Below are 15,189 nucleotides of genomic sequence, written 5' to 3' on the forward strand. Positions count from 1 at the left end.
TCTTTCCTTCTTCAGGCGTCGTGCGCGAAGGCGATGGTGGGCAGGTCGACCGCGGACGCGCCGCCATCGACCATCAGCGAACTGCCGCTGACCATCGCGGCCAGCGGCGAGGCGAGGAACAGCACGGCGTTCGCCACGTCGTCGGGACTCGCGGCGCGGCCCATGGGCACGTCGCGCGTGACGAGGGCGTAGGCCGCGTCGGCATCGGGCAGGCGGTATTTGTCGACGAGCACCTGCATCTGCTCGTCGGCCATCTCGGTGCGCACCCAGCCGGGGCACACGGCGTTCACGCGCACGCCCTGCTGTCCATAGTCGCGCGCCAGCGAACGCACGAGGCCGATGAGCGCGTGCTTCATGGTCACGTAGCCGACCACGCCCGGCCCCGCGAAGTGGCCCGCGAGCGACGAGAGCACGACGATGTTGCCGCGCCGCGCGATGAGCTCGGGCAGCAGCTCGCGTGCGCAGACGAAAGCGGTGTCGAGGTTCAGGCGCGTGGACAGCGCCCACGAGGCGTCGTCGGTGGCAAGTGCGTCGCCCACGCCGTGGCCGCCCGCGTTGGCGACCAGCACGTCGACGCCGCCGAAGCGTTCGCGTGCGGCGGCCAGGGCGCGCTGCACATCGGCAGTGTTCGCTGCGTCGCCCGCCACCGCGAGCCCGCCGAGCTTCGACGCCACCGCTTCGAGTTGCGCGAGGCGGCGCCCCATCAGCACCACGCGGCCGCCCGCCGCGACGAACTGCGCGGCCACCGCCGCACCGATGCCGGTGCCGCCGCCGGTGATGAAGGCGACCTTGCCGGCCATGGAATCTGTAGCACTCATTCGCTCTGTCTCCTTGTGGGAATCGACTCTAGGTTTCAGTGCGCTTCGGCGATTGACCGACCGTGCAATCTCAGTTGCCTGACAGCGCGAAGTCCGCGCAGCGCTCGGCCAGCATCACGGTCGGCGCGTTGGTGTTGCCGCTGACGAGCGAAGGCATCACCGAGGCGTCGCACACGCGCAGCTTCGCCACGCCATGCACGCGCATGCGCGCATCGACCACGGCCATGGGGTCGCGGCCCATGCGGCAGGTGCCACTCGGGTGGTAGACGGTCTTGGCGCGCTCGCGCACGTAGGCCTCGAGGGCCTCGTCGGACATGTCGTCGGCGGCTGACGGCGCCAGCTCTTCGGACACCACCTCGCGCAGCGCCGGCGCGCGCAGGATGCGGCGCGCCAGCTTCACGCCGCGCACCAGCGTGTCGACGTCGGCCTGCGCCTGCAGGTAGCCGCCGTCGAACAGGATCGGCGCCATCGGATCAGCGCTGCGCAGCGCCACGCGCCCGCGCGACTGCGGGCGCAGGAAGCAGGGGTTGATCGACAGGCCGTGGCCGGCCAGCGGTTCGCGGTCGACATCGCCCACGAGCACGGGCAGCACGTGGAACTGCAGGTCGGGCCGGCCCTCGCCGGTGGTGTCGACGAAGCCGCCGCTCTCGACCACGTTCGAGGTGAGCAGGCCGGAGCCGAACAGCATCCATTGCAGGCCGTGCTTCAGCGCCGCCAGGCCGCGGTCGTTGCCCAGCAGGCTCACGGGCTCGCGCGTGCGGCCGTAGACCGACACCTCCAGGTGGTCCTGGAAGTTCTCGCCCACGCCGGGCAGGTCTTTCACCACCGGCAGGCCCAGCGCCTGCAACTGCGCGCCGGGACCGATGCCCGACAGCAGCAGCAGCTTGGGCGAGGCGAGCGCGCCGGCCGAGAGGATCACTTCGTCGCGCGCGGTCGCGATCACCTCTTCGCCGCCGCCGTTGCGGCCCGTGCGGTAGACCACGCCGGTGGCCGCGCCGTCCAGCGTGAGCACGCGCAGCACGTGCGCGCCGGTCACCACGGTGAGCTTCGGGTCGTCGCGCACGGCCGCGAGGTAGGTGGCGGCGGTGCTCGCGCGTCGGCCTTCGAAAGTCGTGGTCTGGTAGAAGCCCACGCCGGCCTGGGCGGCGCCGTTGAAGTCGTCGTTGTAGGCCAGGCCGCTTTGCTGCGCGGCGCGCAGGAAGGCCAGGCTCAGCGGATGGCGAAAGCGCGTGTCGCTCACCTTCAGCGGCCCGCTCGTGCCGTGCAGCTCGCAAGCGAAGCGCGCGTTGCCCTCGGCCTTGCGGAACCACGGCAGCACGTCGCGCCAGCCCCAGCCTTCGCAGCCCTGCGCCTCCCAGCCGTCGTAGTCGGCGGGCGTGCCGCGCACGTAGACCATGGCGTTGACCGAGCTGCCGCCGCCCAGCGTGCGGCCCTGCGGCACGAACATCTTGCGGCCGGCGGCGGCGGGCTGCGGCTCGCTCTCGTAGGCCCAGGTGCGCTCGGTGCCGATCACGCGCACGAAGGTGGCGGGCATGTGGATGAAGCGGTCGTCGTCGGGCGGGCCCGCCTCCAGCAGCAGCACGCGGCGCCCGGCGCGCACCAGCCGGTGCGCCAGCACGCAGCCGGCCGAGCCGGCGCCCACCACCACCACATCGAAAACCTGCTGCGCCATGTCTGTTCCAGACCGAAGTTGTTGTCGGGAACGGATGCTCGCGGCTGGCGCGCGCCCTGGCGCATCGGGGCGGGTTGATGCAACGCAAAGTGCGCTGTCGGTCAACTGACGGCGAACGCGGGGGGCCCTGCGACAATCGGGCCATGCCTTTCGCCCCTTTGCAAAACGACACCTTCCTGCGGGCCTGCTGGCGCCAGGCCACCGATCACACGCCCGTCTGGCTCATGCGCCAGGCCGGCCGCTACCTCCCTGAATACGTTGCCACGCGCGCCAAGGCCGGCAGCTTCATGGGGCTGGCCACCAACACCGACTACGCCACCGAGGTCACGCTGCAGCCGCTGGCGCGCTACCCGCTCGACGCGGCCATCCTCTTTTCGGACATCCTCACCGTGCCCGACGCGATGGGCCTGGGCCTGTCGTTCGAGGCCGGCGAAGGCCCGCGCTTTGCGCGCCCGGTGCGCGACGAAGCGGCCGTGGCCGCGCTCGAAGTGCCCGACATGGACAAGCTGCGCTACGTGTTCGACGCCGTGGGCTCGATCCGCAAGGCACTCGACGGCCGCGTGCCGCTCATCGGCTTCTCGGGCAGCCCGTGGACGCTGGCCTGCTACATGGTCGAGGGCGCGGGCTCGAGCGACTACCGCCTCGTGAAGAGCATGCTGTACGGCCGCCCCGACCTGATGCACCGCGTGCTCGCGGTCAATGCCGATTCGGTGGCCGCCTACCTCAATGCGCAGATCGACGCCGGCGCGCAGGCCGTGATGATCTTCGACAGCTGGGGCGGCGTGCTGGCCGACGGCGCGTTCCACGAATTCAGCCTGGCCTACACCGCGCGCGTGCTCGCCGGCCTGAAGCGCCACGGCCCCGACGGCCAGCCGGTGCCGCGCATCGTCTTCACCAAGGGCGGCGGCCTGTGGCTGGGCGCCATGCGCGCGCTCGACTGCGAAGTGCTCGGCGTCGACTGGACCGTGAACCTCGCCGCCGCGCGCCGCCTCGTGGCCGAAGGCACCGAGGACAAGGCCAAGGCGATCCAGGGCAACATCGACCCGAACGTGCTGTTCGCCCCGCCCGCGGCCATCGAGGCCGAAGTCGGCAAGGTGCTGCAGGCCTTCGGCAAGCCCCACACCGACCGCACCACGGCAGGCCCGACGCACATCTTCAACCTGGGCCACGGCATCAGCCAGTTCACGCCGCCCGACCACGTCGCGGCGCTGGTCCAGGCGGTGCACGATCAGTCGCGCGCGCTGCGCACTTGAGCTAACAAATGTGAACTGCCGACCGCCCGGTTGGCAGACTCAGCGCCCCCTGAAAGCCAGTCGCCCGGCGTTTGTCAAGCCCTAAAACGGCCCCGGACGCCCGACTTATGCACAAAACGCGTGTTGCACTGCGCAAGATTATCTGAGGGGGCATTGGTTCTGCTCCTAAACCAATAGCGACGCTAAGTGGTTGATTTATATAGGTTTTGATTTTTGCTTTTTTTACAGGCATTCCAGCGGAAGCCTTGAAAATCAAGGCTTCGGCGACTATCCAGCCGTCTTGTCAACAAAGTTATCCACAGAAACTCTGGATGACCGCCAAAGCGCAGTGAAATCAACAACTTAAGCGGTCTTGCTCCAAAACGCATTAACAAACCTTGCCAAAAAGGACGCCCAGCCTCTCCACCGAATCGCCGTCCGAAGCCGGCGCGCCGACGGTCACATCCGCCACAAACATCTCCTGCCCCTGGCGACTCGACGTCGCGGTGCAGACGCCCGCGCATGCCGCGCTGGGTGACCTGCTGAGCTACGCCGGCGCCGAGCCGCTGGTGCCGGGCACGCTGGTGCGGGTGCCGCTGGGCAAGCGCGAGGTGCTGGGCGTGGTCTGGAACGAGCCGACCTCGCTGGAGGGCGCCGAGCCCGACATGGCGCTCAAACCCGTGGGCGCGGCGCTCGACGCGCTGGCGCCGCTGGGCGAGGCATGGCGCGACCTGGTGGCGTTTGCCGGGCGCTACTACCAGCGCTCGATCGGCGAGATCGCGCTGGCCGCCCTGCCGCCGCAGCTGCGCGACCTGAGCACGACGCAGCTGGCGCGCCGCCTCAAGCGCAAGACCACCGCCGGGCCGGTGGCCGAGACGGCCGAATCCGCGAACCTGATCGCCCTCTCCGAAGAACAGTCGGCCGCGCTGGCCCGCATCGAGGCCGGCACCGGCACCTTCCTGCTGGTGGGCAGCACCGGCAGCGGCAAGACCGAGGTCTACCTGCGCTGCGTGGCCGACCTGCTGGCGCGCGACCCCGAAGCGCAGGCGCTGGTGATGGTGCCCGAGATCAACCTCACGCCGCAGCTCGAGGCCCGCTTCAAGGCGCGCTTCGGCGACGAGGCCGTGGTGTCGCTGCACAGCGGCATGACGAATCCGCAGCGGCTGGCGAGCTGGCTGGCGGCACACAGCGGCGCCGCGCGCATCGTGCTGGGCACGCGCATGGCGGTGTTCGCGTCGATCCCGGGGCTGAAGCTCATCGTGGTCGACGAGGAGCACGACCCCAGCTACAAGCAGCAGGAAGGCGCGCGCTACTCGGCGCGCGACCTCGCCGTGTGGCGCGGCCAGCGCGAAAAGGCCAAGGTGATCCTGGGCTCGGCCACGCCCTCGCTCGAGAGCTGGCACCAGAGCCGACCGCCCGAAGGCGACGACCCGGGCGGGCGCTACGTGCGGCTGGCCATGCCTTCACGCATCGGCGCGGGCGCGCTACCGGCCGTGCGGCTCGTGGACATGAACCTGCAGCCGCCGAAGACGGTGATCTCGGGCGCGCTGCTCGACGCCATCGGCCAGCGCATCGCGCGCGGCGAGCAGAGCATGATCTTCCTGAACCGGCGCGGCTATGCGCCGGTGCTGGCCTGCGGCGACTGCGGCTGGAAGAGCGAATGCCCGCACTGCAGCGCCTACCGCGTGTTCCACAAGATCGACCGCACGCTGCGCTGCCACCACTGCGGTTTCACCGAGCGCGTGCCGCGCGCCTGCCCGGCCTGCGGCAACCCCGACATCGCGCCCGTGGGCCGCGGCACCGAGCGGCTCGAAGAGCACCTGGCCGAGCTGTTCGCCGGCGTGAAGCATGCGGACGGCAGCGCGGTGCGCATCGCGCGCATCGACGCCGACAGCACCAAGAAACAGGGCGCGCTCGAATCGCAACTGGCCGCCGTGCACGCAGGCGAGGTCGACGTGCTCGTGGGCACGCAGATGATCGCCAAGGGCCACGACTTCCGCCGCATCACGCTGGTGGCCGCCGTGAACCCCGACGGCGCCCTGTTCTCCAGCGACTTCCGCGCGCCCGAGCGCTTGTTCAGCCTTTTGATGCAGTCGGCCGGCCGCGCGGGCCGCGACGCCGCCTACCTTGCGGCGCAAGGCGCCAAGGCCGAGATGTGGATCCAGACGCACCACGCGCCGCACCCGCTGTTTGCGGCGCTGCGCCGGCACGACTACGAGGCCTTCGCCAAGCAGCAGCTCGAAGAACGCCAGGCCGCGGCCATGCCGCCCTTCGCGTTCCAGGCGCTGGTGCGCGCCGACGCGCGCGAGCAGGCGGTGGCGCAGGGCTTCCTCAACCTCGCGGCCGACCAGGCCGAGGCGCTGCCCGGCGCCGACCTGGTCACGCGCTACCCGGCGGTGCCGCTGGCGATCCAGCGCGTGGCGAACGTGGAGCGCGCGCAGATGCTCATCGAAAGCCCCTCACGCGCCGCGCTGCAGCGCCTGCTGGCCGCCTGGCAGCCGCTGCTGCACGAACTGCGGCGCACGCCCGAGGGCAAGGGCGTGATCCGCTGGCTGGTGGACGTGGACCCGCACAGCATCTGAGCGCGGCGCGCGTACCTGCGCCTGCGCCTGCGCCTGCTTCAGCGCGGACGCAGGATGCGGTTGCGCAGGCCTTCGGGCTTGTGCAGCAAGGGCGCGGCGGGGCCGGCGACGGCACGCTTGGCGAGGCGCCCGGCCGGTGCGGCGGGGCAGGCCCCCGAGACCTGGTGCGCCAGTGCGGCGGCCAGGCGCGCCTCCTGCGGATCGCCGAGCGCACGGCTGAAATCGTCGGGCACGAAGCAGGTAGGCACGATGCCGTCCGGGTAGTCGCCGAAGCCCTTGGCGTTCACGCCCTGGAACTGCACGCTGAAGTAGGTGGTGCCGCAGTTGTCCTCGGGATAGAAGCCGTAGGGCTTGCCGCAGGTGGTGTCGCCGATCTGGACCACGTCGATGTCGATGCCGCGCAGGCCGTTGATGAACGCCTCGCTGGCAGAGCAGGTGTCGGGGCCCGTGAGCACATAGACGCGCCGCAGGTCGAGGCTCGGCAGCGGAAGGGGCGGGTCGATGGGAGAAAGAAAGCCCAGGGTGGTGGCCCAGAACGGCGTGGGCGCGAGCGTGTTGCCAGTCACCGGATCGCGCTCGGTGTGCTTGTTGTTGAACCGCACGGTCTCGAAGGTCTTGCCACGCGTCTGCGTCTCGCCGGCGACCATGAAGCCCAGTTGGCTGGCCAGGTCCAGATAGCCGCCGCCGTTGTAGCGCAGGTCGACGACCAGCTCGGTGGCCCGCTGCGCGCGCAGCCACTCCATGGCGGCCTTCAGTTGCAGTTCCGCCGTGCCGATGTGGTCGTTGAATTGCAGGTAGCCAACCGTGCGGCCCGCGTTCGGGAGCGTCTTGACGTTCTGGACGGGGGTCGAGATCACCGGCGCCGCCGTCAGCGTGATGTCGCGCGGGGTGTTGCTGCCCGCGTCGACGACGGTGAACCGCGTGGACGTCCCCGGTGCAGCGCCAAAGAGCGCCGCGTTGATGACATCGACGCCTTCCTGCGTGGGGTCGTTCACGAAATCGACGCCGTTGACCCCGAGCACCCGGGCGCCGCGCGGCAGGCCGGCGCCCGTCGTGGCCGCGGGAGAGCCGGGCTCCACGTACGCCACGCGCAGATCGCGCGGCGGGGAGAGGGCAAAGAAAGCCCACTGCGCGCCGTATCCGACGGACGAGCCGGCGCCCGAGAGCGCATTCCACTCCTCGGTGGTGTAGGTGAAATGGAACTGGTCCTTGTCCCTGCCCGACGGCGTCACGGCGTGGGTCTTGAGCAGGTCGAAATAGTCGGCCGTGGCGTACAGCGCCGGGTCCAGGTCCGGCACCTCGTCGTACCAGAGGTAGGTGTCGTTGGTCCACGACCGCAGCCAGTTGTTCTCGTCGAGCGTGCGGCCGGTCTTGTCGACGAAGGGCTTGCCGTCGGGGTCGGTGCCGGTGCGCGGTGCTACGCACCGGTCCTTGTAGAGGCTCGCGGTCCGGAACACGCCCTCGACCCAGGGCGCGTTGCGCAAGGCATCGCCGTCGTCGGGCACGTCGGGCGGCGTCGCGGGTGGGGTGGTGGCAGGCGGCGTGGTGCCCGTGCCGCTGTTCGGCAGGAAGCCGACGCCAGAGCCACCGTCCCCCCCGCCGCCGCAGGCGACGAGCACGGCCGTCGGAACAGCCAGCAGCAGAAGACGGGCGAAACGAAAACGCAGAGGGAAAAGAGACACGGCGAGATTCCTGGAGGGCGGTAAGGCGCCGCCATCCTAGGAAGCTCTGCGTCGTTGCGCATTGGACCAAAGTCCTAGGCGCGGCCCGAACGCGCCGCGTCGGTCGTCAGTGGTAGCCGGTGGGCTCCTTGCCCATGTCGACGTAGCGCAGCTCGTTGTGCCGTCGCCGCGCAATGCTGTTCGGCCAGGCGAACACGACGAGGCTCAGCGCGGCCAGCGCGAGCGCGGCGCCCGTGCCGATCGTGCCGGCATGCCAGAACCAGCCCACCGCAGCGAGCCAGGCCAACCACATCAGGATGCGAACCAGTATTGCCATCGCGCGCCCCACTTGGACCCTTCACACCTTGGACTCGGAACCACTGTAGCAGTGCAACTGCATACGCAAGCATTCATCTGAAGAGATAACGCACGGTATGCCTTTAGACATGCCCTGGGATTACCCCGAAATAATCTGCAAAAAGAGTTGACGGTACCCCCGCCCTTGCACAAGCTGTGCCTGTGCGGTTCCATCGCTGGGTCCGCGTTGTTTCGTGCCCGCTCGCTTGATGCAAAGGTCGCCGTGAAATCGTCGTCTCTTCTGGCTGGGGTTGCTGTGGCTGTCGCCGTGTCGCTTTCGTACCTTGCCGCTGCAGGGTCCGCGGGCGCGGCGGAGCTCGAACTGCAGGGTCGGCGGCTGGTGGTGTCGGGCACGCTCGACGGCAGCAAGGTCAAGGCCTTCACCGAACTCCTGAGCAATGGCACGGTGCGCACCGTGGTCTTCGAAGACTCGTTCGGCGGCACCGCCGAAGCGGCCGGCGCGTACGCCGACGCGATCCGCGAGAGCGGCGTGCAGACCGAGGTGCGCGGCCATTGCATGGCGGCCTGCGCCTACGCCTTCCTGGCCGGCAAGACGCACCGCTTCGGGCACGGCCTGCAGGTTAACGGCATCCTGGTGCCGGTGGCGACCCGCCCCACGGCGGCCGAGCTGGCGGTGCGCTGGCGCGGCGAGGAAGCCCGCAAGACGCTGGCCGATTTCACGCCCGCCCCCGGCACCACCGACGCGGCCCGCCCGATGGAAGCCACCGCGCCCGCGCCCAAGGACAACTGGCAGCCCGACCACGGCGTGCTCTTCACGGCCAGCCCGACGCTGTTCGGCCGCATCTACAACACCTACTACTGCGACGGCACGCAGGGCCGCGACTTCTCGAAGTGCGAGCGGCTCTCCGACGCCGATCCGTACAAGCTCGGCGTGCTGACCGAGTGACGCCTCCGGTCAGCGCAGCGCGCCGACCGCCACCGGGAAGGTGAAGAACGCCGCCACCGTCGTCCACAGGATGATGCGTGCGATGCGGCCGTTGTCGGCGCCGAAGCGCTCGGCCAGCATCGACACGTTGCTCGCACTCGGCAGCGCCGCGACCAGCACGATCACGGCCAGCGCCGAGGGTGCGAGCGGTAGCCCCAGCGCGATGGCACCACGCCCCAGCGCCCAGACCGCCAGCGGATGCAGCACCAGCTTCACCAGCACCACGGGCAGCACGTCGGCCAGCGGCGCTTTCGGCGCGGGCCCGGCGCCGGTGCCCATCGCCGCCGCCACCATGGCGCTAGCGCCGTGCTCGCGCGCCAGCAGCGCCGAGCGTGCCAGCACCGCGCCGATGGTGAAGAGCGCCACCGGCGAGGCCGCGTCGGCCAGCATGGCGATGGTGCGCTCGACCGGCCCGGGCAACTGCCAGCGCACCGCCGACAGCAGCACGCCCAGCAGGATCGACCACGGCATCGGGTTCACGAGGATGCCGCGCAATGCCTTGCGCGCGGCCAGCGTGGCGCCGTGCCGGCCCGCGCTGCCGGCACCGTCGAGCCTTGACAGCGCGATGCACAGCGACGAGGTCACGACCAGGTCGAACGCGATGGTGATGATGATCGGCCCGGCCGCCTGCGCGCCCAGCAGCGCCACCAGCAGCGGCACGCCCATGAAGCCGGTGTTCGGAAAGGCCGCTACCAGCGCGCCGAAGGCCGCGTCGTTCCAGCCGATGCGCGCATTGCGCGTGAACAGCACCACGCCCGCCACCACGGCCAGCGCGCAGATGCCCCAAATCAGTGCAACGCTGCCGTCCAGCAGCTGCGCGATGGGCGTACCGGCGCCGAAGCGCAACAGCATGCAGGGCAGCGCGAAATACAGCACGAAGGTGTTGAGCCCCGGGATCGCATCCAGCGGCAGGATGCGGGTGCGGGCGGCGGCGTAGCCGGCCGCGATCAGGGCGAAGAAAGGAAAAGTAACAAGGAAAACAGGCAGCACGCCGGCATTGTCGTCCTCCTTCGCGGCGCGATGCCCGCTGACACGGGCGGCCGCAGCCGGGCCCGTATCATTGCCCGCTTTGCGACGGCCGCGCCCTGCGGCCCCTCCTGCCTTTTTCGCGTTCCCGCTTTCCCGGTTCCCCCTCCCCCATGTCCCACGGTCTCAATCTCGCCCAGCAAGAAGCGGTCAACTACATGCACGGTCCCTGTCTGGTGCTCGCAGGTGCGGGCTCGGGCAAGACGCGCGTGATCACGCACAAGATCGGCCGGCTGATCCAGTCGGGCCTGAAGCCCGAGCGCATCGCGGCCATCACCTTCACGAACAAGGCCGCCGCCGAAATGCGCGAGCGCGCCAAGGACCTGATCGGGCGCGATGCGCGCAAGGTGGTGGTGTGCACCTTCCACGCGCTGGGCGTGCGCATGATGCGCGAGGACGGCCACGTGCTGGGCCTGAAGAAGGCCTTCAGCATCCTGGACGCCGACGACGTCACCAAGATATTGAAAGACTGCGGCGGCACCGTCGACGTCGCCACCGCCCGCATCTGGCAGTGGACGATCAGCAAGTGGAAGAACATGGGCCTGAACGCTGCGCAGGCCGCGGCCGCCGCGGTGGACGACAACGAGCGCATCACGGCCGAGATCATGGTCCAGTACGAAGAGCGGCTGCAGGCCTACCAGAGCGTGGACTTCGACGACCTCATCGGCATGCCGCTGAAGCTGCTGTACGAGTTCCCCGAGGTGCGCGCGAAGTGGCAGGCCATGCTGGGCCACATCCTGGTCGACGAATACCAGGACACCAACGCCACGCAGTACGAAGTGCTCAAGGCGCTGGCCGGCGAGCGCGGCCAGTTCACGGCGGTGGGCGACGACGACCAGTCGATCTACGGCTGGCGCGGCGCCACGCTGGACAACCTGAAGAAGCTGCCGGTCGACTACCCGACGCTCAAGGTCATCAAGCTGGAGCAGAACTACCGCTCCACCAGCGCCATTCTTCGCGCAGCCAACAACGTGATCGGCCCCAACCCCAAGCTGTTTCCGAAGACGCTGTTCTCGGAGCTCGGCGAAGGCGAGCCGGTGCGCATCGTCGATGCCGACACCGAGCTGCATGAGGCCGAGCGCACGGTGGCGCGCATCATCAGCCTGCGCGCGGGCGACACGGTGTCGCAGGGCAAGCAGTACAAGGAGTTCCGCGACTTCGCGATCCTGTACCGCGCCAACCACCAGGCCCGCATCTTCGAACAGGCGCTGCGCAAGGCCCAGATTCCCTACAAGGTGTCGGGCGGCCAGAGCTTCTTCGACCGCGCCGAGATCAAGGACCTGTGCGGCTGGTTCCGCCTGTGGGTCAACAACGACGACGACCCGGCGTTCCTGCGCGCCATCACCACGCCCAAGCGCGGCATCGGCCACACCACGCTGGCCAGCCTGGGCAGCTTCGCGAGCCAGTACAAGCTGAGCCTGTTCGCGGCGCTGTTCAGCCCGTCGCTGCCGAGCGTGATCCCCAAGCGCACGCTCGATGGCGTGCACGAGTTCGGCCGCTACATCAACGACCTGGAGTACCGCGCGCGCCGCACCATGGGCGCCGAAGCCTCGCGCGCCTTCATGCTCGAGTGGCTCAAGGAGATCGACTACGAGCGCCATCTGTACGAAGGCGAAGACAGCGAGGCCGCGGCCGCCACGCGCTGGACCAACGTGCTGGAGTTCGTCGACTGGATGTCGCAACGCGCCGGCGGTTCACTCGACGACGCCTCGGGCGCCGACGACACGAACCCGAACGAGCACAAGAGCCTGCTCGAAGTGGCGCAGACCATCTCGCTGCTGTCGACCATCAGCGAGCGCGAGCAGGACCAGAACGTGGTCACGCTCTCCACGCTGCATGCGTCCAAGGGCCTGGAGTGGCCGCACGTGATGCTCATCGGCGTGACCGAGGGCCTGCTGCCCTTCAAGCTCGACGACGACAACGGCCGCCAGAAGGTGGTGAGCGACGAGACCACGCAGCGCCTGCAGGAAGAGCGCCGCCTCATGTACGTGGGCATCACGCGCGCGCAGCGCAGCCTGGCCGTGAGCTGGACCAAGAAGCGCAAGCAGGGCCGCGACATGGTGCCCTGCATGCCGAGCCGATTCATCGCCGAGATGGGCCTGGACAAGGCCACGACCAAGGAAGACCCGCGCGAGAAACTGAAGGCGCTGCGCGCCGAGTTCGCACGCAAGGCGCTGGAGAGCGCGGCCAAGGCCGCCGCCACGCCATGAGGACGACGGCGACGGTCGCAGTCGCGCTGCTTGCCGCTGCACTCGCGGCCGGTTGCGCAACGCCCCACGACCCCAACTGCCCCGCCAACGCGCGCGAGCTGCCGCTGCAGGCGCTGTACGGCCAGTGGGACGCCCGCTTCGACGACCTGCCCGGCGCGGCCGTCGTGCAGCTGGGCAAGCACCCCGAGTACGCCGGCGTGCGCGGCACCATCACGCGCCGCGCCGATGCCTCAACGAAGACGACCGTCGCGCAGCTCGCGGGCGATGTCGACGACGAGGGCGCGCTGTCCATCGACGAATCGCTGGACGGCCGCGCCATCAGCGGCGTCTGGTCGGGCACCTTGCAGCCCGGCGCCTGCGGCCGCGAGTTCCGCGGCACGTGGCGCGATGCCGCGACCGAGCGCACGCACCCGTTCGTGCTGCGCAAGACCGTCGCACAGGAAGGAAAGCCATGAAGACGACACGACGACACCCTGCTTCTTTGTTCGATCTGCGCACCGTCGCCGCCGTGGCCGCATGCCTCGGCGCCGCATCTGTCGCACAAGCACAAGCCGTCGACAAGCCCGCCAGTCCGCTGGCCGATGCACAACTCACCTGGCAGCAATGCGCCGCGCTCGGCGCGAACAACGAGGCACGCCTGGCCTGCTACGACCGCTGGTCGCAACAACAGACGCTGCCCTCGGTGTCGGTGCCCGTGGCGCCGCCGGTGCTCGCGAGCACGCAGCCGCCGGTGGACGGCGCGATTCCGGCCACGCGCGTGGTCTCGGTCGCCACCACCGAAGGCTGCCGCGACCGCCAGTACTCGACGCTGTCGCGCTTCTGGGAACTCGAGAACGCCACCGACTGCGGCACCTTCGGCTTCCGCGGCTACCGCCCGCTCACGGTGTCGGCATCGGCCGCCACCGACAAGCCCCAGCCGCCGACCTCGCCGTCGGCCGGCCACACGGCCGAGCCCGTGGCCTACCAGGCGAACGAGATGCGCATCGGCCTGTCGGTGCGCACCAAGCTCGCGCAGGGCATGCTCACGCAGAACGACCCGATCAAGAAGGACTCGCTGTGGTTCGCCTACTCGCAGCAGTCGACCTGGCAGCTGTTCAACGGCTCGATCTCGCGGCCCTTCCGCACCACCGACCACGAACCCGAGCTGATGTATGTCTACCCGACCGACGTCCACCTGCCCGGCGGCTGGCGCTGGCGCTATGCGGGCGTGGGCATCGTGCACCAGTCGAACGGCCAGAGCCTGCCGCTGTCGCGCAGCTGGAACCGCGTGTACCTGATGGGCGGCGCCGAGCTCGACGACCGCTTCACCGTCACGGGTCGCGTCTGGCAGCGCATGTCCGAAAGCGCCGCGAAGGACGACAACCCCGACATCGCCGACTACATTGGCCGCGCCGAAGTCACGGGCCGCTGGAACCTCAACCGCGACAACCAGCTGGGCATCACGGTGCGCAACAACCTGCGCGACAGCGGCCGCGGCTCGGTGCGCCTCGAATGGCTGAAGGCCATCGGCGATCCGACCAAGAGCAACCTGCGTTTCCATACGCAGCTGTTCCATGGCTACGGCGACACGCTGGTGGACTACAACCGCAAGCGCACGGTGCTGAGCATCGGCCTCAGCCTCGTCGATTTCTGATCTTCCTCACTTCCCGAGCCCCACAGATGAGTGCAGACCTCACCCCCGTCGATGCCACGCAGCGCGAGATCATCGCGGCCCTGCACGTGGCGCCCGTCTTCGATGCCGCCGCCGAACTCGCGCGGCGCACCGACTTCCTCGCCGACTACCTGCGCAGCACCGGCCTGAAGACGCTGGTGCTGGGCATCAGCGGCGGCGTCGATTCGCTGACCGCCGGTTGCCTCGCGCAGCGTGCGGTCGAGAAGCTGCGCGCCGAAGGCCGCGACGCCACCTTCATCGCGATGCGCCTGCCCTACGGCGTGCAGCGCGACGAGGCCGAGGCGCAGGCCGGGCTGGCGGTGATCCGCCCCGACCGCCTGCTGACGGTGGACATCCGCCCCGCCGCCGATGCGATGCTGGCCGCGCTGCGCGCCGGCGGGCAGGCCTTTCGCGACGCGGCGCACGAGGACTTCGTGCTCGGCAACATCAAGGCGCGCCAGCGCATGATTGCGCAGTTCGCGGTGGCCGGCGCGCACGACGGCCTCGTGATCGGCACCGACCACGCGGCCGAAGCCCTCATGGGTTTCTTCACCAAGTTCGGCGACGGCGCGGCCGACATCACGCCGCTCACCGGCCTCAACAAGCGCCGCGTGCGCGCCGTGGCGCAGCTGCTGGGCGCGCCCGATGCGCTGGTCTACAAGGTGCCCACCGCCGACCTCGAGTCGCTGGTGCCGGGCAAGCCCGACGAAGACGCCTTCGGCGTGAGCTACGAGCAGATCGACGATTTCCTCGAAGGCAAGCCGGTGTCGGCTGCAGCGCGCGCGGTGATTCTTTCGACGCATCGCAAGAGCGCCCACAAGCGGGCGCTGCCCGTCGAACCGTTGGCGCCCACCGCATCACACTGACATGTCGCGCCAACGGCGAAAATGCACTGAACTAGTGTGCATGTGAACTAGCGACGGCAAAGATCTCTCCAGAAAAGCTGTCACTGCAGCGCGAAAACGGGTACGTGCTGCGCGCGGTCTACGGGCAGGACTACCAGCTGGTGCCTGTCTCCTCGCCGGCGCCGTCGT

11 protein-coding genes and 1 pseudogene are annotated in these 15,189 nt (G+C 69.6%); 7 read left to right on the forward strand and 5 right to left on the reverse strand.

The genetic code is table 11. The features are described 5' to 3' along the window. Positions 1 to 11: 11 nt before the first annotated feature. Both VHAB30_RS22540 and VHAB30_RS22545 read right to left on the reverse strand, forming a co-directional pair. Entirely contained in the window at positions 12 to 818 is an 807-nt protein-coding gene (locus VHAB30_RS22540) for an SDR family NAD(P)-dependent oxidoreductase (RefSeq protein ID WP_235926891.1), read from the reverse strand. 79 nt (positions 819 to 897) lie between these two features. Next, a pseudogene (locus tag VHAB30_RS22545) lies at positions 898 to 2,490 on the reverse strand (GMC family oxidoreductase); the annotation flags it as partial. A 143-nt stretch (positions 2,491 to 2,633) separates the two neighbouring features. Here VHAB30_RS22545 and hemE point away from each other — a divergent pair. Then, positions 2,634 to 3,743 (forward strand): uroporphyrinogen decarboxylase, encoded by a 1,110-nt coding sequence (gene hemE / locus VHAB30_RS22550; protein ID WP_159273717.1) that lies wholly within the window; start codon positions 2,634 to 2,636, stop codon positions 3,741 to 3,743. Positions 3,744 to 4,198: 455 nt separating this feature from the next. Beyond that, on the forward strand, positions 4,199 to 6,304 hold the full coding sequence (gene priA / locus VHAB30_RS22555; RefSeq protein WP_455342412.1) for a replication restart helicase PriA: 2,106 nt from the start codon (positions 4,199 to 4,201) through the stop codon (positions 6,302 to 6,304). A gap of 38 nt (positions 6,305 to 6,342) precedes the next feature. Here priA and VHAB30_RS22560 read toward each other — a convergent pair whose 3' ends face one another. Next, on the reverse strand, positions 6,343 to 7,986 hold the full coding sequence (locus VHAB30_RS22560) for a S41 family peptidase (protein WP_159278656.1): 1,644 nt from the start codon (positions 7,984 to 7,986) through the stop codon (positions 6,343 to 6,345). Between the two features lie 106 nt (positions 7,987 to 8,092). Further along, positions 8,093 to 8,302: a hypothetical protein gene (locus VHAB30_RS22565; RefSeq protein WP_062476199.1), complete on the reverse strand. Its 210-nt coding sequence runs from the start codon at positions 8,300 to 8,302 to the stop codon at positions 8,093 to 8,095. 288 nt (positions 8,303 to 8,590) lie between these two features. Between VHAB30_RS22565 and VHAB30_RS22570 the strand changes: the two genes are divergently transcribed. Further along, positions 8,591 to 9,229: a hypothetical protein gene (locus VHAB30_RS22570; protein WP_159273715.1), complete on the forward strand. Its 639-nt coding sequence runs from the start codon at positions 8,591 to 8,593 to the stop codon at positions 9,227 to 9,229. A 9-nt stretch (positions 9,230 to 9,238) separates the two neighbouring features. On the opposite strand, the gene VHAB30_RS22575 is transcribed toward VHAB30_RS22570, so the two are convergent. Continuing rightward, complete coding sequence (locus VHAB30_RS22575; RefSeq protein WP_159273714.1) at positions 9,239 to 10,258, reverse strand: AEC family transporter; 1,020 nt, start codon at positions 10,256 to 10,258, stop codon at positions 9,239 to 9,241. A 149-nt stretch (positions 10,259 to 10,407) separates the two neighbouring features. Here VHAB30_RS22575 and VHAB30_RS22580 point away from each other — a divergent pair, with 149 nt between their 5' ends. Genes VHAB30_RS22580 through nadE form a run of 4 tightly spaced genes read left to right on the forward strand, consistent with a single transcriptional unit; the run spans position 10,408 to position 15,021 of the window. Then, positions 10,408 to 12,504 (forward strand): ATP-dependent helicase, encoded by a 2,097-nt coding sequence (locus VHAB30_RS22580; protein WP_159273713.1) that lies wholly within the window; start codon positions 10,408 to 10,410, stop codon positions 12,502 to 12,504. Then, positions 12,501 to 12,959 carry a hypothetical protein gene (locus VHAB30_RS22585; protein ID WP_159273712.1) on the forward strand — a complete coding sequence of 153 codons (459 nt, stop codon included), beginning with the start codon at positions 12,501 to 12,503 and terminating at the stop codon, positions 12,957 to 12,959. Before VHAB30_RS22580 ends, VHAB30_RS22585 begins: the two co-directional genes overlap by 4 nt. Then, a complete protein-coding gene (locus VHAB30_RS22590; RefSeq protein ID WP_159273711.1) occupies positions 12,956 to 14,137 on the forward strand; it encodes a phospholipase A in 1,182 nt (393 codons plus the stop codon). Before VHAB30_RS22585 ends, VHAB30_RS22590 begins: the two co-directional genes overlap by 4 nt. A 26-nt stretch (positions 14,138 to 14,163) precedes the next feature. Then, positions 14,164 to 15,021: an ammonia-dependent NAD(+) synthetase gene (nadE, locus tag VHAB30_RS22595; protein WP_159273710.1), complete on the forward strand. Its 858-nt coding sequence runs from the start codon at positions 14,164 to 14,166 to the stop codon at positions 15,019 to 15,021. Positions 15,022 to 15,189: the final 168 nt, after the last annotated feature.

Origin of the sequence: Variovorax boronicumulans (genome assembly GCF_009811375.1) — a bacterium.
In the GTDB taxonomy this organism is placed as follows: Bacteria; Pseudomonadota; Gammaproteobacteria; order Burkholderiales; family Burkholderiaceae_C; genus Variovorax; species Variovorax boronicumulans.

Excerpts from the sequence above, each read along its gene's own strand:
- VHAB30_RS22540 (WP_235926891.1), bottom strand. The coding sequence starts at position 818 with ATGAGTGCTACAGATTCCATGGCCGGCAAGGTCGCCTTCATCACCGGC.
- hemE (WP_159273717.1), top strand. The coding sequence starts at position 2,634 with ATGCCTTTCGCCCCTTTGCAAAACGACACCTTCCTGCGGGCCTGCTGG.
- VHAB30_RS22565 (WP_062476199.1), bottom strand. The coding sequence starts at position 8,302 with ATGGCAATACTGGTTCGCATCCTGATGTGGTTGGCCTGGCTCGCTGCG.
- VHAB30_RS22580 (WP_159273713.1), top strand. The coding sequence starts at position 10,408 with ATGTCCCACGGTCTCAATCTCGCCCAGCAAGAAGCGGTCAACTACATG.
- VHAB30_RS22585 (WP_159273712.1), top strand. The coding sequence starts at position 12,501 with ATGAGGACGACGGCGACGGTCGCAGTCGCGCTGCTTGCCGCTGCACTC.
- VHAB30_RS22590 (WP_159273711.1), top strand. The coding sequence starts at position 12,956 with ATGAAGACGACACGACGACACCCTGCTTCTTTGTTCGATCTGCGCACC.
- nadE (WP_159273710.1), top strand. The coding sequence starts at position 14,164 with ATGAGTGCAGACCTCACCCCCGTCGATGCCACGCAGCGCGAGATCATC.